The sequence below is a fragment of the Hydrogenophaga sp. LT287 genome, from assembly GCF_055702805.1.
In genome coordinates this window covers 121,405-139,691 of sequence record NZ_JBVPZC010000008.1, presented here as the reverse complement: position 1 = coordinate 139,691, position 18,287 = coordinate 121,405, and the positions used below count along the sequence as shown (strand labels likewise).

General features: G+C 64.9%; 17 protein-coding genes. 6 read left to right on the top strand and 11 right to left on the bottom strand.

What is annotated here, in order from left to right:
• A partial coding sequence (gene tnpB / locus AC0GNR_RS09070; protein ID WP_472900637.1) for an IS66 family insertion sequence element accessory protein TnpB occupies positions 1 to 172 on the bottom strand: 172 nt, incomplete at its 3' end.
• Positions 148 to 588 carry a transposase gene (locus tag AC0GNR_RS09065; RefSeq protein ID WP_472900627.1) on the bottom strand — a complete coding sequence of 147 codons (441 nt, stop codon included), beginning with the start codon at positions 586 to 588 and terminating at the stop codon, positions 148 to 150. The genes AC0GNR_RS09065 and tnpB, both read right to left, overlap by 25 nt.
• A 97-nt stretch (positions 589 to 685) precedes the next feature.
• Between AC0GNR_RS09065 and AC0GNR_RS09060 the strand changes: the two genes are divergently transcribed.
• A complete protein-coding gene (locus tag AC0GNR_RS09060) occupies positions 686 to 1,954 on the top strand; it encodes an HD domain-containing phosphohydrolase (protein WP_472900626.1) in 1,269 nt (422 codons plus the stop codon).
• A 59-nt stretch (positions 1,955 to 2,013) separates the two neighbouring features.
• Here the strand turns inward: AC0GNR_RS09060 and AC0GNR_RS09055 are convergent, their stop codons facing one another.
• The 7 genes from AC0GNR_RS09055 to AC0GNR_RS09025 all read right to left on the bottom strand — a co-directional run bounded on the left by AC0GNR_RS09055 (position 2,014) and on the right by AC0GNR_RS09025 (position 8,741).
• The gene (locus AC0GNR_RS09055) at positions 2,014 to 3,291 is read right to left on the bottom strand and encodes a TRAP transporter large permease (RefSeq protein ID WP_472900625.1); all 1,278 of its coding nucleotides are present in this window, start codon (positions 3,289 to 3,291) and stop codon (positions 2,014 to 2,016) included.
• Complete coding sequence (locus AC0GNR_RS09050; RefSeq protein WP_472900624.1) at positions 3,288 to 3,794, bottom strand: TRAP transporter small permease; 507 nt, start codon at positions 3,792 to 3,794, stop codon at positions 3,288 to 3,290. The genes AC0GNR_RS09055 and AC0GNR_RS09050 overlap by 4 nt, the downstream gene beginning before the upstream one ends.
• An 83-nt stretch (positions 3,795 to 3,877) precedes the next feature.
• Positions 3,878 to 4,852 (bottom strand): TRAP transporter substrate-binding protein, encoded by a 975-nt coding sequence (locus tag AC0GNR_RS09045; RefSeq protein WP_472900623.1) that lies wholly within the window; start codon positions 4,850 to 4,852, stop codon positions 3,878 to 3,880.
• A 94-nt stretch (positions 4,853 to 4,946) separates the two neighbouring features.
• Positions 4,947 to 5,588 (bottom strand): maleylacetoacetate isomerase, encoded by a 642-nt coding sequence (gene maiA / locus AC0GNR_RS09040; protein WP_472900622.1) that lies wholly within the window; start codon positions 5,586 to 5,588, stop codon positions 4,947 to 4,949.
• On the bottom strand, positions 5,585 to 6,286 hold the full coding sequence (locus AC0GNR_RS09035) for a fumarylacetoacetate hydrolase family protein (RefSeq protein ID WP_472900621.1): 702 nt from the start codon (positions 6,284 to 6,286) through the stop codon (positions 5,585 to 5,587). The genes maiA and AC0GNR_RS09035 overlap by 4 nt, the downstream gene beginning before the upstream one ends.
• 189 nt (positions 6,287 to 6,475) lie before the next feature.
• A complete protein-coding gene (locus tag AC0GNR_RS09030; RefSeq protein ID WP_472900620.1) occupies positions 6,476 to 7,513 on the bottom strand; it encodes a cupin domain-containing protein in 1,038 nt (345 codons plus the stop codon).
• A 22-nt stretch (positions 7,514 to 7,535) separates the two neighbouring features.
• Positions 7,536 to 8,741, bottom strand: coding sequence for a 3-hydroxybenzoate 6-monooxygenase (locus tag AC0GNR_RS09025; protein WP_472900619.1), 1,206 nt, complete (start codon positions 8,739 to 8,741; stop codon positions 7,536 to 7,538).
• A gap of 109 nt (positions 8,742 to 8,850) precedes the next feature.
• On the opposite strand from AC0GNR_RS09025, the gene AC0GNR_RS09020 reads away from it, so the two are divergent.
• From AC0GNR_RS09020 to pyk, 3 genes are all read left to right on the top strand, one after another.
• A complete protein-coding gene (locus AC0GNR_RS09020; RefSeq protein ID WP_472900618.1) occupies positions 8,851 to 9,330 on the top strand; it encodes a MarR family winged helix-turn-helix transcriptional regulator in 480 nt (159 codons plus the stop codon).
• 443 nt (positions 9,331 to 9,773) lie between these two features.
• A complete protein-coding gene (locus AC0GNR_RS09015; RefSeq protein WP_472900617.1) occupies positions 9,774 to 12,482 on the top strand; it encodes a cation-translocating P-type ATPase in 2,709 nt (902 codons plus the stop codon).
• Positions 12,483 to 12,895: 413 nt separating this feature from the next.
• On the top strand, positions 12,896 to 14,329 hold the full coding sequence (gene pyk, locus AC0GNR_RS09010) for a pyruvate kinase (protein WP_472900616.1): 1,434 nt from the start codon (positions 12,896 to 12,898) through the stop codon (positions 14,327 to 14,329).
• 52 nt (positions 14,330 to 14,381) lie between these two features.
• On the opposite strand, the gene AC0GNR_RS09005 is transcribed toward pyk, so the two are convergent.
• Positions 14,382 to 14,951, bottom strand: coding sequence for a phosphatase PAP2 family protein (locus AC0GNR_RS09005; RefSeq protein WP_472900615.1), 570 nt, complete (start codon positions 14,949 to 14,951; stop codon positions 14,382 to 14,384).
• 168 nt (positions 14,952 to 15,119) lie between these two features.
• On the opposite strand from AC0GNR_RS09005, the gene fba reads away from it, so the two are divergent.
• Together fba and AC0GNR_RS08995 are read left to right on the top strand one after the other, a co-directional pair.
• Positions 15,120 to 16,184: a class II fructose-bisphosphate aldolase gene (gene fba / locus AC0GNR_RS09000; RefSeq protein ID WP_472900614.1), complete on the top strand. Its 1,065-nt coding sequence runs from the start codon at positions 15,120 to 15,122 to the stop codon at positions 16,182 to 16,184.
• A gap of 170 nt (positions 16,185 to 16,354) precedes the next feature.
• Complete coding sequence (locus AC0GNR_RS08995) at positions 16,355 to 17,263, top strand: phosphoribosylaminoimidazolesuccinocarboxamide synthase (protein WP_472900613.1); 909 nt, start codon at positions 16,355 to 16,357, stop codon at positions 17,261 to 17,263.
• A gap of 38 nt (positions 17,264 to 17,301) precedes the next feature.
• Here the strand turns inward: AC0GNR_RS08995 and AC0GNR_RS08990 are convergent, their stop codons facing one another.
• Positions 17,302 to 18,258 (bottom strand): LysR family transcriptional regulator, encoded by a 957-nt coding sequence (locus tag AC0GNR_RS08990; protein ID WP_472900612.1) that lies wholly within the window; start codon positions 18,256 to 18,258, stop codon positions 17,302 to 17,304.
• Positions 18,259 to 18,287: the final 29 nt, after the last annotated feature.

The window sequence follows — 18,287 nt, the reverse complement described above, 5'->3', positions numbered from 1 at the left end:
CCAGGATCTTGACTCGGGTGCGACGGCGGTTGCTGAACACGTATACCGACCTGGCGAATGGGTTCATTCCCAGGGCTTGCTCCACCAGGATGGCCAGACCGTTGATACCCATGCGAAAGTCGATGGCCGGGCGGTGCAGGTACACCGTCAGCGTGTCGTCGAGCCGGAACATGGCAGGCGCCCCAGAAGTTCAATGACGGGCAGCAACTCGCCCGGGCCTGCCTCGCTGAGGTCGACCTCCACCCCATTGGGCAGTCGAGCGTGAAGCCGAACCTTGAGCGCAGCAGCGACAGGCACAGCACCGGGTGGTGCAAGTCGCAGCGGCACAAATGTATCGCCGCCGCCCATCGCTACAGTCGGCATGTTGGCCCGACCGGCCTTCATGTCCGTGCCCATGCGCTGGGTGATCCAGCGGCGCAGCAAGTTGGCGTTGATGCCGTATTGCAGCGCCATGCGCGCCACGGAAACGCCGGGCTGCATGCAGGACTGAACAAGCTCCGCTTTGGCAACTGGGTCGTATGCACAGCGCCCATCACGCTTTCGTCCGCTGACCAATCTGCTCTTCAACTCTGCACTGATCTCTGTCATAGGTGTCCACCTTGTTGTACGTGGACACGTAGCATCTCCGATCAGCCTTGCCTTTAAAAGACGGGGTTCATAGAGCGCTTACGGTCTGACCAATGCCTTGGGTGAGGCGCTGGTGGGTGGCGACGCCGCCGAGTGCGAACGTGTTCTGGCCGAGGTGCAGGCTTATGCGGAGTACCACTTTGAAGCCGAGGAAGCCTGGTGGGCGCAGGCCGGCGTACCACCCACGGCGTTGGCTGCGCACCACGGACGCCACAGCGAGTTTGGCGACCAGCTGACCCAGTTCAGCGCGTTGTGGGCGCAAGGTGGTCAGCAGGCCGCGGCGCTGCACCGCTTTCTGTCGGCCTGGCTGATCGTGCACATTCTTGGCGAAGACCGCGAGATGGTGCAGCGGCTCAGCCAGTTGCCTGACGCGGCCGTGCAAGCGCCGCGCACCCTGGGTGACGGTGAGGTGGTGCTGCTGGAGGCGGTGCGCAACCTGCAAGGCGCGCTGGCTGGGCTGAACGCCGGTCTGGACCAGCGTGTTCGCGAAAGCACGGCCGAACTGGCCCACGCCAACCAGCACCTGAAGGACAGCTTCCTGACCTCCATTCGCACGTTCACCAGCATGATGGAGTTGCGCGGCGGCATGCTGGCCGGGCATTCGCGGCGGGTCGCTGAACTGGCGCAGCGCCTGGCCAAGCAGCTGGGGCTGGACGACCTGACCGTCCAGCAGGTGTTTCTGGGTGGCCTGTTGCACGACATCGGCAAAATCGGTTTGCCCGACGAACTGCTGGGCAAGCCCGTGACCCAGATGAACGCACAGGAGGTGGCGCTGTACCGCAAGCACCCGGTCGCGGGGGTCCAGGCACTGATCGCGTTGGACGACTTGCAGCCCGCCGCCAACGCCTTGCGCAGCCACCACGAGCGTTTTGACGGCAAGGGTTTTCCGGACGGTCTGGCCGGCGAAGCCATTCCCCTGGAGGCCCGCATTCTGGCCGTTGCCAATGATTTCGATGGCTTGCAGCACGGTCTGATTTCATCCCGCCGCCTGTCTGTCAACGAGGCGCTGCAGTTCGTGCAAGACCAGGTGGGCCAGCGTTACGACCCGCAGGTGGTGGGCGCTCTGCTGCAGGTCATGGGGCGGTCCGCAGAGGGCCGGGGGCCTGAGCGCGTGGTGTTGTCGGCCGAGCTCATGCCTGGCATGACCTTGTCGCGCGATCTGGTCACCCCTGAGGGCATGTTGCTGCTGGCGGCCGACAGCCCGCTCGAAGCGGGGCTGATCCGACGCATCCAGGTGTATCTGGGCCAGGCCGGACACCGCCCATTGCAGGTGCATGTGCGCCAGGAAGCCCAGGGCAGCGACATGCCCGCACCCGGCGCTGCATAGATCTGGCGCAACGCGTGGCTTTCGCCGGCGTGTTGCTGCCGGCACCGCTCCGCCAGGGCTTACCGCCCGGCCGTGACCGCTGGCAGCCAGGTGGACAGTTCGGGCACCGCCGCAATCAGCACCAGCGTGAGCATCACCGCCAGCAGAAACGGCACCGTGGCCTTGAACAGCGGACCCATGCGGATGTTGGCCTGCACCATGGCGATGTAAAGCCCTGGGCCCACCGGCGGTGTGACCAGCCCGATCACCGTGGCCACCGTGCAGACCACGCCGAAGTGGATCGGGTCGATGCCCAGGGTGTTCACCACCGGCATCAGCAGCGGCACCACCACGATCAGTACGCTGATGCTTTCCAGAAACATGCCCAGCACCATCAGCATGGCGATCACCAGCAGCAAAAACACAAAGGGCGAATCGGTCAGGCCCTGCATGGTTTCCACCACCAGGTCGGGCACGCCCTGAAAGGCGAGCACCCAGCTCAGCACCGAGGCCGCAGCGATCAGGCCGGTGATGGTGGCGGTGTTGGTGGCCACACCCAGCAAGATACCGCCGAGATCGCGGACCTTGATTTCACGGTAGGCAAAGCCCAGCGCCAGCGAAATGATGGCCGCCACCGCACCCGATTCGGTGGGCGTCATCACGCCCAGCATGATGCCGGCGATGACCACCACCGGAATCACGGCGGGCACCAGGCCTTCGAGCAACACCTTGATGGACCTGGAGCGCTCGCTCTTGCTGCCGGCCGGCAAGCCGGGACCAAACACGCCGTGCAAAAAAATCACCAGCGCCAGCGCTGCCACCATCAGCAGGCCGGGCACGATGCCGGCGATGAACAGCGGGGCGATGGGCTGCACCGCCACCACGCCGTAAATGATCATCAGCATGGACGGCGGGATGATGGGCCCGAGCAGACCAGAGGTGACCGTGACCGCGCCCGAAAATGCGCGGTTGTAGCCCATGCGTTCCATGGCCGGGATCATCACCTTGCTCATCACGCCGATCTGCGCCACCGCCGAGCCCAGAATGGACGCGGCCATGGCGTTGGTGAACAGGTTGGCGTAGGCCAGGCCGCCCTTGAGGTTGCCCACGAGCACCTCGGCCACGGCGATCAGGCGCTGCGTCAGGCCCGCCTTGTTCATGATCTCGCCCACCAGCAAAAACAGCGGAATCGCCAGCAGGCTGTTGATCTCCAGCGCGCCGTAAAACTGGATCGGCACCGAGTCGTACAGCACGGCCAGGTCGTTGGTGGCCATGAAGGCCAGCGCGCCCGCCAGGATGGCGCCCACAATGGGCAGGCCGGCAAACAGCAGGCCAAAGAAAACGATCAGGGTGATCATGCGGCGGCTCCTTTGAGCAGGGCGCGCGCGTGGCGCAAGATGGCGGCGAACTGGTGAAAGGCCATGCAGGCCATGGCCAGCGGCAGCGCCGAATAGTTGTACCAGCGCGGCAGCTGGGTGGTGGCGCCCAGTTCCATGCGCACCTCGGGGCGGTTGACCCATTCCCAGCCGAGCGCCGCCAAAAAGAGCAGCAGCGCCAGCAGCACCGCACCCAGCACGGCCATCAGGGCGTGGCGGGCGCGTGCGGGCAGGGCGGCGGGCAAAAAGTCGATGCTCACCAGCTGCCCGCTCTGCACCAGCAGCGACAGGCCAAACAGCGTCACGAACACGAGCAGCTGCACCGACATTTCTTCGGCCCAGAAGATCGGTGCGCTGAAGAAATAGCGCATCACCACCTGCGTCATCATGATGCCGGCAATGCCCGCTGTCAGCGCGATCACCGCGCCGCGTTCCAGCTGCATGAGCCAGCGGTCCAGGGTTTGTATGGGGGCGTACAGGGGCATGGTCGGTCTTGGGTTCAGATGGTCAAAAGCAGACAGGGCCCTGACGGGCGCTGTCTGCGGTACGGTGGCCGGAGCGGGCCGGTTTACAGGCCTTTGGCCTGCTTGTAGAAGTCCGCAATCAGCGGGTTTTTGCTGGTGTACTTGTCGCGGATCGGCCCCGCCACTTTCTGGAACGAGGCGATGTCGGCATTGACCACCTTGGCGCCGTCGGCCTTGGCCTTCACCAGGTTGCTGGCGTCGGCGTCGATAGCGGTCTTGAAGCCCCATTGCTCGGCGTCGGCCACTACCTTGGTGAGCATGGCGCGCTCGGCGTCGCTGCGGGTGGCCAGCCATTTCTTGGACACCACGATCACGGCCGGGAAGGCCATGTGGTTGGTCAGCGTGAGGTTGGGCGCCTGCTGGTGAAACTTCAGGCCCACCAGGGCGTCCAGGTCCACGTCCACCGCGTCGAGCAGCTTGGTGGTCAGCGACGGCGCCACTTCCGACAGCGGCATGGCGGTTGGCGCGGCCCCGTTGGCGTTCCACCAGTCGTTGTAAATGGGGCTGGGGAACGAGCGCACCTTCTTGTTGGCCAGGTCTTTGGCCGATGCCACGGGCTGCAGCGACAGCACATGGCGCATGCCGGCAAAGGTGTAGCCCAGGCCCACCAGACCGTGCTGGTCCAGGCGCTTGAGCATTTCTTTGGCGGCAGGTGTGCCGGCGGCGCGTGTGGCGTGGGCCACGTCCTTGAACACATAGGGCAGCGACCAGGCCAGGAAGGACTCTTCGCGGTTGGACAGGCCGCCCACCGTGAACACGCCGAGCTGCTGCGCGCCGGCCTGCATCAGGTTGATCATCTGTGCTTCGTTGCCCAGCTTTTGCAGCGGGCTCACCGCCACCTTCATCTTGCCGCCCGAAGCCTTTTCCAGGTCGGTGGCGATCTTTTCAGACACCTGGTGCCACACGTGCGTGGGCGGTGTGATGTGGCCGAGCTTCAGGGTCTGGGCGCTGGCGCCGCTGGCCAGGGCGGTCAGGGTGAGGGCGGCGGCCAAGCCGCGCAGGGTCTGGGTGAATGTCATGGGTTTCATGGGAACGCTTGGGACAAAGCAGCGGCCTCAGCGCGCGTGGCGCCAAAGCCTGCTGCGGGTTGAAAAAGGGGTGGCTGGACGGGGCTCAGGCCGCGTCGGGCTGCGCGGCCGGTGCCGCGCGCTTGAACGCGTCGAGTTCGCTGCAGGCCTGGTCGATGGCGCTGATGAGCGGCCAGCGCGACAGGTCCACCTTGAAGCGGCGCGCGCTTTCCACCTGGGGAATCAGGTACACGTCGGCCACGGTGGGCGCGTTGCCAAAGCTGAACGCGCCACGCGCCGTGTCGGCCGCCAGCAGGGCCTCGTAGGCGTCAAAGCCGGCGCTGATCCAGGTGGCGCACCAGGCGTTCACCGTGGCTTCGTCGGCGTTGAACTGCTTGCGCAGCGCCTCCAGAATGCGGCGGTTGTTGATGGGGTGGATGTCGCAACCCACGATGGCCGCGAGCGCACGCACGCGCGCCCGATCGCTGGCCCCGGCGGGCAGCAGCGCGGGCGTGGGGTGCGTTTCTTCCAGCCACTCGATGATGGCGGGCGACTGGATCAGCACTTCGCCGTTGTCCAGCGCCAGCGCGGGCACCAGCATCTGCGGGTTCACCGCTTTGAAGGCGTCTTTCAGATGCTCTTCTTTGCCCAGGTGCACCGCCAGGTACTCGGCGCTCAGGCCTTTGAGATTGAGCGCAATGCGCAGGCGGTGCGAGGTGCCGCTGCGCCAGAAGTTGTAGAGCTTCATTCCGCAGGGCCCACCGTCAGTGCAATCTCGGCCACGCCTTCGACACGGCCGGTGATCTGGTCACCCGCCACCACCGCGCCCACGCCTTCGGGGGTGCCGGTGTAGATGATGTCGCCAGGCTGCAGGTGGTAGTAGGTGGACAGGTCGGCAATGATTTCGCGGATGTTCCAGATCAGCTTGTTCACGTCGGACGACTGCTTGGTGGCGCCGTTGACTTCCAGTGCGATCGCACCGTGTTCGATGACCACGCCTTCCATGGGCACGATCTCGGAGCACACCGAGCCTTCTTCAATGTCCTTGCCCGTGTCCCACGGACGGCCCTTGTCGCGCGCCACCAGCTGCAGGTCGCGGCGGGTCATGTCCAGGCCGGCGGCATAGCCGTACACCAGCTCATGGGCGTTGGCTTCGCTGACGCGAAAGCCGGGCTTGCCGATGGCCAGCACCAGCTCCATCTCAAAGTGGTAGTTGCTGGTGCGCGGCGGGTAGGTCACGGTCGCACCGCTTTCCACCAGGGTCTGGGGCGACTTGGTGAAGTAGAACGCCTGCTCGACGCTCTTGTCGACCGGGCGGCCCATTTCTACGGCGTGTGCGTGGTAGTTGCGACCGACGCAGAAGATGCGGTTGATGGGGAAGCGCTCGGTCTTGCCACGAATCGGCAGCGACTGGACGGCGGGCGGGGTGAAGAGGTATTGGGTCATGGTGATCGGATGCTGGTGAGGTTCAAGTCAGGAAATGTGGGCCGGTGTCTCGGTCTGCGCGGTGCCACAGAACACTGTTCGCTCTGGGCTTGTCGAAGGGGCCCCACCTTGTGGATACGAGGGCTTCGACAGGCTCAGCCCGAACGGGCGTGTTGGGTGGTGGGCGATCAATTTGGCCCCGGATGTGGGCTATCGCGTCTCGTACACACCGAGCTTGCGGTGCAACGGCGATTCGTCGGCGATGAAGACGAAGGCGGGCTGGTCGGCCGAGCGGTTGACCAGCGTCAGCGGCTCGTAGCCGGGCGCGCAGCAGGTGTCTGCCTCGACCAGGCCAAACGTCTTGCCGCAGGTGGACACGTCCACACCGCCTTCAATCAGGTGGAACACCTGCGAAGGCGAGCGCGCGGGCAGCGTGAGGGTCTGGCCGGGCTTGAGCATCAGCGCGTAGAAGCCCAGGATGTTCTCTGCGTCGGTGCCGGTTTCCGGGTTCACGTAGGTCACCTGCACGCAGTCCAGATCGGGCTCGTTGGCGGCCATGTTGACCAGCGCGGCACGCGTGTCCACCCACGGGTAGCGCAGCATGGGGTAGCGCTTGTCGCTGCGGTTGAAGACCTGCGTGGGCGCCACGCCGGCGCGGGTCCAGGCGCGGTCTCCGCTGCCTTGCTTCACGGTCTGGCGTGTGCCGTTGATGTGGTAGCTGGCTTCCATGTAGTACACCAGCGGCAGGTCCAGCACGTCCAGCCACACCACGGGGTCGGTGCCGTCGTGGCCGTGTTCGTGCCACAGTCCGGTGGGCGTCAAGATCAAATCGCCGCGGCTCATGGGGCACTTTTCGCCGTCCACCGTGGTGTAAGCGCCTTCGCCTTCCACGATCATGCGCACCGCGTTGGGCGTGTGCTTGTGGCTGGGCGCCCATTCGCCGGGCAGTAGCAGCTGCATGCCCAGGTACATGGCCGGGCTGGCCTTCATGTTTTCCAGGCCGTGGCCGGGGTTGGCCAGCACCAGCACGCGGCGCTCGGCCTTTTCAATCGGCGTCAGCTCGCCGGCTTTCAGCAGCAGTGGCTTGATCGTGGCGTAGGGCCAGTGCACGGCCTGCGTGGCGCGCGTGGGTGTGCCCGGCGGCAGCACGGCGCGCAGGCTGGGCCACAGCGGCACCAGGTTCAGCGCTTTCAGGTCGTCGCGGTAGTCCTGTGGCAGGTCTTCGAGTCGTCCGAGTTCGTGGCTCATGGGATTCTCCAAAAATAGGGATTCAGGTGCTCAAACAGTTCTTGACGTTCCAGCCATACAGCCACTCAATCGCGTCGTAAAAACGCTCTTGCGTCCGGCCCTTCCACAAGCTGTTGCGCACCAGGCGCTCGACACCGGCCGCGTGGTAAAGCCTGCCCATTTCGCGGCCGCTCAGCACGATGCGTGCGGTGCGGGTCACGCGGCTCTTCTGGTACAGCGGCAGCGCTTTTTCCCAGTCGTTGTCATGCACGCGCAGGGCCTCACCCAGCGTCACCGCGTCTTCCATGGCCATGCAGGCGCCTTGCGCCATGTACTGCGTGGTGGGGTGGGCAGCGTCGCCCAAGATCGTGGCGCGGCCAAACACCCAGGTGTCGATCGGCTCGCGGTCGGCCGTGGCCCAGCGCTTCCAGGTCTTGGGCAGCTCAATCAACTGGCGGGCCTTGGGCGCAATGCCCTGGAAGTAGCTTTCCACTTCTTCCTTGCTGCCGTCCGTCACGCCCCAGGTCTCTTGCTGGCGGCTGTGGAAGGTCACGACCACGTTGTATTGCTCCCCGCCGCGCAGCGGGTAGTGCACCAGGTGGCACTTGGGGCCGGCCCACAGGCTGGCGGCGTTCCAGCGCAGGTCTTCGGGGAAGTCGGCCTTTTCCACCACCGCCCGGTACACCACATGGCCGGTCACGCGTGGCGCGTCGTTCACGTACTGCGCGCGCACCACCGACTTGCCACCGTCAGCACCAATCAGCGCCTGACCCAACCAGCGCTTGCCGTTTTGGTCAATTGCCGTCACGGTCTTGTTGGCTTCGTCCTGCTCGATCTTGTGGATGTGGGTGTTGGTGAAAAACTCGACCTGGCCGGTTTCCACAGCGCCTTCCAGCAACGACTTGTGCACGTCCACGCGGTGGATCACCGCGTAGGGGTTGCCAAAGCGCGCCCGAAAAGCCTCGCCGGTTTCGATCTTGCCCACCTGGGCTTCGTCGATGGCGTCGTGCATGACCATGTAGTCGGTGTACACGGCACGGCCCCGCGCCTTGTCGCCCACGCCCAGCGCGTCAAACGCGTGGAAAGCGTTCGGGCCCAACTGGATGCCCGCACCGATTTCACCGATTTCAGGCGCTTGCTCAAACACCTGGACCTTGAAACCCTGGCGCACCAGGGCGAGGGCGGCGGCCAGGCCACCAATGCCACCACCGGCGACCAGGACGGGAAGTTCGGACTGCGGATTGCTCATGGGGTTCTCCGTTGTAAACAATGCACACATATCATCAGTATGCTTACGATAAGTGTAATGCTAACATGGGGCGCTGAAAAGTACGGGTTAACCCTGATCTCTGCCCACCATGAAAAAAGTCCAAACCGCCAGCATCGACATCGACCTGCAGCCCGGCCACGCCATTCGCCGGCTGCATCAAATTTCGGTCGGTGTGTTTCTACAAGAAGCGGGCGACCTGGGCATCACCCCCGTACAGTACGCCGCCCTGCAGACCGTTGGCAACCAGCCGGGCATTGACCAGCGCACCCTGGCCCGCAACATTGCGCTGGACGCATCCACCACCGGTGGCGTGGTCGACCGGCTCGAAGCCCGCGGCTGGCTGGAGCGCAAGACCTCCACCGAAGACCGGCGCGCACGCCAGCTCACGCTCACCCTCTCGGGCGAACAGGCCTTGCGCGATGCGGTGCCCGTGATGCTGCGGGCGCAAGAGCAAATATTGGCGCCGCTCACCGAAAGCCAGCGGGCCACTTTCATGGAGCTGTTGCAGGTGCTCGTCACCCAAAACAACGAGCTGAGCCGCGCACCGAGCGAAACCACCGGCAAGTGATGGAAACTCGGTTCTGCTGTACCGCAGCGGAAACCTCTGGCACCAAGGGGGCGACAGCACGGGTGACATCAACGTCGCAGATCGAGCTGGACCGAGAGGCAAGGCCTGCCCAGGTGCTGCTGTAAGCTTTCACGCCGGCCTCCCAGCAGCAGCGGCTTCAGCAGCCTGCTACGCCAACCCCTCATGGCATTTCCGGCCCATGCTTGCAAGAACATCAGCGCAGATGAGCCGCAGTCTCGCGCGACACGCGGCATGCTGGGACATAGCAACTCCCTTTGCAAGAAGGGACGCTCGTTCACCACCGTCTGTAAGAATGCGAACAAAGCTAGATGCATGAGGCTTACGGCGCAGGATGCAGCACTTATGTACCCGCTCCCATAGACTGTCATCGCGGCTCCTCGTAAGCTTGCAGCCATGGAGATGGCCGACGATCTGGCCTTGACATGCCTACCACCCAAGCTGATCCGGCTGCTGTCGGCCCGGCACCCCGGATTGAGGTGTCCGAACCCTCGGTCGGCCCCGAATCGGGCCTGTCCGCAGCCCAGGCCGCCGAGCGCCTGGCCGAAGATGGCCCCAATGCGCTGCCGGGCGGACAACGCCGTTCCTTGCTGGCGATCGCTGTGGCGACCTTGCGCGAGCCGATGTTCCTTCTGCTGCTCGCGGCGGGAACCCTGTACCTCGCTTTCGGTGACCTTCAGGAGGGTCTGACACTCTTTGGGTTCGTGGTCGTCACCTTGGGTCTCACCCTGTACCAGGAGGGCAAGACAGAGCACGCCATCGAAGCGCTGCGCGACCTCACAAGCCCACGCGCGCTGGTCATACGCGACGGACAGCCCCAAAGGATTGCCGGGCGCGACGTGGTGCGTGGAGACCTGCTCAAGTTGAGCGAGGGCGATCGTGTTCCGGCCGATGCGATGCTGGTTTGCGCCGACGGCATCCGGGTCGACGAATCTCTGCTGACGGGTGAGGCCGTTCCGGTGGGCAAGCGGGTAGCGAAGCCTGATGAGCTGTCAGACCTGGCGAAGCCTGCCGACACCCCACGTGTTGCGCCTGGCGGTGACGATCTGCCCCTGGTCTACGCAGGCACGTTGATCGTGCAGGGCAGTGCGCTGGTGCGTGTGACCGCCACAGGCGAGCGCAGCGAGATCGGCCGCATCGGTACCACCTTGGGCACAGTGGAGAGCGAACCTTCTCCGTTGCAGAAGCAGACGACCCGGCTGGTGCGCAACCTGGCCTTTCTTGCGCTGGCGCTCAGCCTTTTGCTGATCCTGGTGCACGGGCTGATCAAGGGCGACTGGCTGCAAGCCCTGCTGGCTGGCATTGCCCTGGCCATGGCCTTGTTGCCCGAGGAATATCCGGTGGTGCTGACGGTGTTTCCCGCGCTCGGCGCACGCCGACTGTCCAGGGAAGGCGTGCTCACCCGTCGCATCAACGCGATTGAGACCCTGGGCGCCACCACGGTGCTGTGCAGCGACAAGACGGGCACGCTCACCGAGAACCGCATGACCGTGACGAACCTGGTCGCCGGAGGAGTCCATCTGGGGGATAGCCTCGCACTGGACACGCTTACCGAAAACCCGTCGAACGATGGCAACTTGCCCGAGGCCTTCCACGCGCTGGTCGAACTGGCGATCCTGTCCAGCGTGGTTGACCCCTTCGACCCGATGGAGAAGGCCTTCCATCAGCTCGGCAAGCGCTTCCTTACGGGCACCGAACACCTGCACCACGACTGGCGTCTGGTGCATACCTATGCGCTCAGTCCGGCGCTGCGAGCGATGTCACATGTGTGGGCAGCGCCGGGTGAAGGAGCCCAGACCGTTGCAGCCAAGGGATCCCCGGAGGCGGTAATGGACCTGTGCCACCTCGACGAGACGCAGAGGTCGCGGATCGCAAGCGCAGTCGAAGGGCTGGCGACCGAGGGACGGCGCGTGCTGGCGGTGGCGCGCGGATCATTTTCTGGGCAGGACTGGCCGGCAGAAGAGCACGGCTTCGATTTCGAGTTCGTCGGGTTGCTCGGCCTGGCTGACCCGGTGCGATCAGAAGTGCCCACTGCGGTGGCCGAATGCCGTGCAGCCGGTATTCGTGTGGTCATGATCACCGGGGACTACCCTGCCACGGCGCGAGCGATCGCACAGCAGGCTGGACTGGCGGTGCGTGACGGCGACGTGCTGACTGGAGACGAAATCGCAGCGCTTGGCGACGAGGAGCTGCGCGAGCGTGTGGCCAGCGTCAGCGTTTGCGCGCGCATCGCACCCGATCAGAAGCTGCGCATCGTCCAAGCGCTGAAGGCCCGGGGCGACATCGTCGCCATGACAGGTGACGGCGTGAACGACGCCCCGGCGCTGCGCGCGGCGCATGTGGGTGTGGCTATGGGCAAGCGCGGTACCGACGTGGCCCGCGAGGCGGCTTCGCTGGTGCTGATTGACGACAACTTCGCAGCCATCGTCGCTGCTGTTCGCCTGGGTCGCAGGATCTTCGACAACCTGCGAAAGGCCATGTCGTACATCCTGGCGGTGCACGTTCCTATCGCCGGCATGGCGTTGTTGCCGGTGCTGTTTGGCTGGCCGGCTTTGCTGTTCCCGATGCACATCGCCTTGCTCGAGCTCATCATCGATCCGGCCTGCTCGATTGCCTTCGAGAACGAGCCTGCGGAAAATGATGTGATGCAGCGCCCGCCGCGCGATGCCACCGCGCCCCTGTTTGGCGGCGCCACCCTGGTCCTGGCGCTGGTTCAGGGGCTGGGCGTGCTGGCCGTCGTCATGGCCGCGTTTGCCTGGGCCAGTGCGCGCATTCCTGAGCCCGAGGCCCGTGCCTTTGCATTCGCCACCCTGGTCATAGGCAACCTGGCTCTGATCCTCTCCAACCGCTCGGCCACCCGCTCACTGTGGGCCACCCTGCAAACGCCAAACTGGACGCTGTGGGGTGTGGTGGGGCTGGCGGGCGCGCTCTTGCTGACTGCGCTCTACCTCCCCTGGGCGGTCGGGGTGCTGCGATTCGCGCCCCTGCCGGCACACGAACTGGCCGCCGCCTGCGGTCTGGGCTTGATGAGCGTGCTGTGGTTCGAAGGCATCAAGTGGGCCCGGCGAAGGGCGGGCAAACCACGTGGGCCCTGTGGAACGAGCCCCGTTGCGCGTACCCGGGGCGAGCTCTGAGAACCTATCCGCTGATTCATATCCAAAACTAGGCCGTTGGGCATGTTGCTCAACGCATTTGGCAGCAAGCGGCGGCTCATCCGTAGCAGTACCTTCCGGGTCTCAAGTGCGCGACGGAGTTGGCCTTTTTGTGCGACCAAAACTCAAGCAAGGAACAGTTAACGGGGGCCGTCATGGGCCTCCTCGAAAAAGCCGAAAAGCTGGCGTCGGACAAGCATAGGTCAGCCTGAAAGGCGGCAAAGTCAGTCAGGTGTTGAAAAATTCCATATGGCGAGATGAGCCGGACTGACTTTATTGTCTGTTTCCAAGCTGCGGCTGTGGTGTCGGAAGCTGTAACCCCGTGGTAACTGGTTTCACAGATAATTGAAACCAAATTACAAACCCCGTTCCCATCCTTTCAGGAGACAGCTTCCATGCCGCAACGCGCCACCAAAATCGTCGCCACCCTGGGCCCCGCTTCGAGCGACCCCGCTTTGCTGGAGGCCATGATCCGCGCCGGGGTGAATGTGGTGCGGCTCAATTTCTCGCACGGCAAGGCGCAAGACCACATTGACCGCGCCACGATGGTGCGCGAAGCCGCGCACCGCGCAGGGCGCGAGGTCGGCATCATGGCCGACTTGCAGGGCCCCAAGATCCGGGTGGGCAAGTTTGCTGAAGGCAAGGTCATGCTGGAGCCCGGCCAGCCGTTTGTGCTGGACGCTTCGCGCACCGAGCTGGGCGACATCCACGGCGTGGGCCTGGACTACAAAGAGCTGCCACGCGACGTGAAGGCGGGCGACACCCTGTTGCTCAACGACGGCCTGATCGTGATGACCGTGGACAAGGTGGTGGGCCCCGCGGTGCACACCACCGTGAAGCTGGGTGGTGAGCTGTCCAACAACAAGGGCATCAACAAACAGGGCGGCGGCCTGACGGCGCCCGCGCTGACCGCCAAGGACATGGACGACATCAAGACCGCCATGAGCCTCAAGGCCGACTACGTGGCGGTGAGTTTCCCAAAGAACGCGACCGACATGGAGCTGGCCCGCCAGCTGTGCAACGTGGCGGGTGAGGCCATGGGCCACAAGCCCGCGCTGATCGCCAAGATCGAACGCGCGGAAGCCATTCCCGAGCTGGCCAACATCTTGAAGGTGTCCGACGGCATCATGGTCGCCCGTGGCGACCTGGCCGTGGAAGTGGGCAACGCCGCGGTGCCGGGCCTGCAAAAGCACATGATCAAGATGGCGCGCGAGATGGACAAGGTGGTCATCACTGCCACGCAGATGATGGAGTCCATGATCGTCAACCCGGTGCCTACCCGCGCCGAGGTGAGTGACGTGGCCAACGCCGTGCTCGACGGCACCGACGCCGTGATGCTGAGCGCCGAAACGGCGGCCGGCAAGTACCCGCTGGAAACGGTCAAGGAAATGGCCAACATCTGCCAGGAAGCCGAGAAGGCCGAATACGCCGAACTCAGCGCCGACTTCAAAGGCAAGACCTTCAAGCGCATCGACCAGTCCATTGCCATGGGCGCGCTCTTTACGGCCCACCACCTGGGCGCCAAGGCCATCGTGGCGCTGACCGAGTCGGGCTCCACCGCGCTGTGGATGAGCCGGCACAACGTGCGCATGCCGATCTACGCCGTCACGTCGAGCCTGACGGCCCAGCGCAAGATGACGCTGTACCGCAACGTGCGCCCGCTGCTCATGGACACCAGCGCCGACCGCGACACCGCCCTGGCCGACGCCGAAGCCCACTTGAAAACCCGCGGCATTGTGCACACCGGCGACGTGTACGCCATCACCGTGGGCGAACCCATGGGCTCACCGGGTGGCACCAACACCTTGAAAATCTGCCGCGCTTCTTGAGCGGTTGCGCGCCGGCTGGCGGTGCGTCCCACCCGAGGTTGGGCGCTTTCGTTCAGCGGGGTTTTTGAGCGTTGGGCTCGGCCAGGAAGCGCCGAGCCAGGCCCAGCCGCTCGCTCAGAGTGAGCGCCAGCCAGCCGCTGACGGCGCCCAGCAGCAAACCCGTGCCCATGTCTGACGGAAAATGCAGGCCCAGGTAGACCCGGCTCCAGGCAATGCACACCGCCACCGGCACAGCCACGGCCACCCAAGCCCAGCGCCACCGGGGCGCCGCAAACCAGCACAGCCCGCCGGCCCAGGCGGCGGCCATGGTGGCGTGCATGCTGGGAAAACCAGCGCTGGCCGAATGCGGCATACCCTGGAAGCCCAGGCCCATCACAAACGGCCGCACCGACGGAATGGTTTCGCGCATGCCCCGCGCGGCCAGCCAGGCCAGCGCCATGGCCAGCAACACGCCGCACACCTGCCAGCGAGCGCGCCGCCCCCAAAAAGCCAGCGGCAGCAAAGCCAGCAGGGCCACGGTCGACAGGTGCTGGCTGGCCATGCGCGCCGCTGCCAGCAGCCAGGCCGGCGAGCTGGCCGAGGCGTTGAGCAACAGAAACAGTTCAATATCCAGAGGGTTCATGCGGTTGCGCCAGCGCAGGGGCGGCTCGTTGGGTGGTGGGTGGGCGGGAGCGGTGTGGATCTGGGCGAATTTTGCATGGCCGCGGCGGCTGTCATCCGGACGCAAGCACCCGGGCGCTAAAATTCGAACGAGTTACAACCCGGTTACCAACTGCTTTTAGGGGATTTCATGGCTCTCGTTTCCATGCGCGAACTGCTCGACCACGCTGCGGCCAACGGCTACGGCATTCCGGCGTTCAACGTCAACAACCTTGAACAGGTGCAGGCCGTCATGGCGGCGGCCGACGAGGTGGGTGCACCGGTCATCTTGCAGGCCAGCGCCGGCGCCCGCAAATACGCCGGCGAGCCTTTCATCAAGCACCTGATCCAGGCCGCTGCCGAGATGTATCCGCACATTCCGCTGGTGATGCACCAGGACCACGGCACCAGCGTCAAGATCTGCCAGGGCGCGATCGACCTGGGCTTTGGCTCGGTCATGATGGACGGCTCACTGATGGAAGACGGCAAGACCCCCGCCAGCTTTGACTACAACGTGGACGTGACGCGCAAAGTGGTCGACATGGCGCACCAATACGGTGTGACCGTGGAAGGCGAACTGGGCTGCCTGGGCAACCTGGAAACCGGTGAGGCCGGTGAAGAAGACGGCATTGGCGCCGAGGGCAAGCTCGACCACAGCCAGATGCTGACCGACCCCGAAGAAGCCGCCACGTTTGTGAAGGCCACCCAGCTCGACGCGCTGGCCATCGCCATCGGCACCAGCCACGGCGCCTACAAGTTCAGCCGCAAGCCCACGGGCGACATTCTGGCCATCAGCCGCGTGAAAGAAATCCACGCCCGCATCCCCAACACCCACCTGGTGATGCACGGCTCTTCCAGCGTGCCGCAAGACCTCCTGGACATCATCAACCAGTACGGCGGCAAGATGAAGCAGACCTACGGCGTGCCGGTGGAAGAGATCCAGGAAGCCATCAAGCACGGCGTGCGCAAGATCAACATCGACACCGACATCCGCATGGCCATGACCGGCGCGGTACGCAAGTTTCTGGCGGAAAACCCGGAAAAATTTGACGCCCGCGAATGGCTCAAGCCGGCCCGCGAAGCCGCCAAAGCGGTGTGCAAGGCGCGTTACCTCGAGTTTGGCTGCGAAGGCCAGGGCGCCAAGATCAAGGGCGACAACCTGAGCGTGATGGCCGCCCGCTACGCCAAGGGCGAGCTGGCGCAGTTGGTGAAATAAGACGCCAGCCTTGGGCGCCGAGCCTTGAAATTCGGTGCCCGCGCTTCTTGCGATAATCCGTAGGAATGGTTCAAAGCCCGTTGACTGTTCAGCGGGCTTTTTTCTTGGCGCTGTATCGCGGCGCTGTTCCTTGGCGTTTTTTTCCTGGCGCTTTCCACCGCGCATCGAACATGACCTCTGCCCTGCACACCTCCGCTCTCACGTCTTTGCCCCTGCTCGCGCGCGGCAAGGTGCGCGACAACTACGCCGTGGGCGACGACCGCATCTTGATGGTGGCTTCGGACCGCATCAGCGCGTTTGACGTGATCATGGGCGAGCCCATTCCCGGCAAAGGCCAGCTGCTCACACAGCTCAGCCTGTTCTGGTTTGACCAGCTCGGCCCCAAGGGCCTGGACATCTGCCCGATCCACCTCACCGGCGACGCGCCTGAGAGCGTGGTGTCCGCCGAGGAAGTGGCGCAGGTCACGGGCCGTTCCATGCTGGTGCAGCGCTTGAAGCCGATTCCGGTGGAAGCGGTGGTGCGTGGCTACCTGGCCGGCAGCGGCTGGAAGGAATACCAGGACAACCAGGCCGTGTGTGGCGTGAAGCTGCCCGCAGGCCTGCAAAACGCGTCCAAGCTGCCCGAGCCCATTTACACCCCGGCGGCCAAGGCCGAGATGGGCGAGCACGACGAAAACATCACCTTCGAGCAAACCGTGGTCATGATCGGCCCCGAGCTGGCCGCGCAGATCCGCGACATCTCCATTGCCCTGTACAAGGCGGCGGCTGAAATTGCGTTGAAGAAAGGCATCATCATCGCCGACACCAAGTTTGAATTTGGCCTGGACAAGGCCGGCAAGCTGGTGCTGATGGACGAGGTGCTGACGCCCGACAGCTCGCGCTACTGGCCGCTGGAGAGCTACGTGGTGGGGCAAAACCCGCCCAGCTACGACAAGCAATTTTTGCGCGACTGGCTGGAGACCGCCAAGGTCAGCGGCAAGCCGTGGGACAAAACGCCGCCCGCGCCCCGACTGCCCAAGGAGGTGATTGAGAAGACCTCGGCCAAATACCAGGAAGCGCTGGCGCGCATGCTGGGCTGAGCGGCTGAGCGGCTGAGCGGCTGAGCGGCTGAGGGCGCTCAGCGCTCCACCGAAAACCCCGGCGCCAGCGCCTCCCGCAGGTGCGCCACAAACGCCGTCACGGCGCGCGGCACATGGGCCGAATACGGGCGTATCGCGTAAAGCTGTTCGGCAAACGCCCCCACCGGTTTCCAGCCAGGCAATACCTGCACCAGCTTGCCCGCCAGCAGGCTGGCCTGGGCCGTGAAGTCGGGCAGCAGCGCGATGCCCAGCCCGCCCAGCGCCGCGTCGCGCAGGGCTTCGCTGTTGTTGGCGGCCAGCGAGCCCGACACCTGCACCGTCACCCGCTCAGTGCCCACCGATGTGTTCAACGGCTCCAGCGTCCAGGCGGGTGTGTCGTGCGAGCGCGGGTAGTGCAGGCAGTTGTGTGGCGCCAGGTCGGCGGGCGCCTGTGGCGTGCCGTGGCGGCGCAGGTAGGCACGGCTGGCCACCAGCACCGAGCGGGTGGCGCACAGCGTCCAGGCCACATGCGTGTCGGGCGGGTTGGCGGTGTGGCGAATCGCCAGGTCAAAGCCCTCCGTGGCCAACGAAGACAGCCGGTCCGCCATGTCCAGCTCCAGCCGCACTTCGGGGTATTGGCGCAAAAACTCGGGCAAGCGCGGCACCAGTTGCTGGCGGGCAAACGCCACCGGCGCGGTGACGCGCAGCAAGCCGCGCGGCGCCCCCGCCGCGTCGCGCACCTGGGCAAAACACTGCGCAATGTGTTCAAACGAAGCCCGCGTGTCGTCCACCAGCCGCTGGCCGGCTTCGGTCAGGCGCACGCTGCGGGTGGTGCGCTGCACCAGCGCCACGCCCGCAATGCGTTCCAGCTCGGCCATGCGCTGGCTCACCGCCGCTTTGCTCACGCCCAGGCGGGCCGCCGCAGCGGTGTAGCTGCCCTGTTGTGCCAGCACATTGAGCCAATGAAAGTGGCCCCAAAGCTCCTGGTTTCGGTCGTGTATTTTTTGCTCGTTCATGGGCCTATTGTTCATGAAATTGAACAATC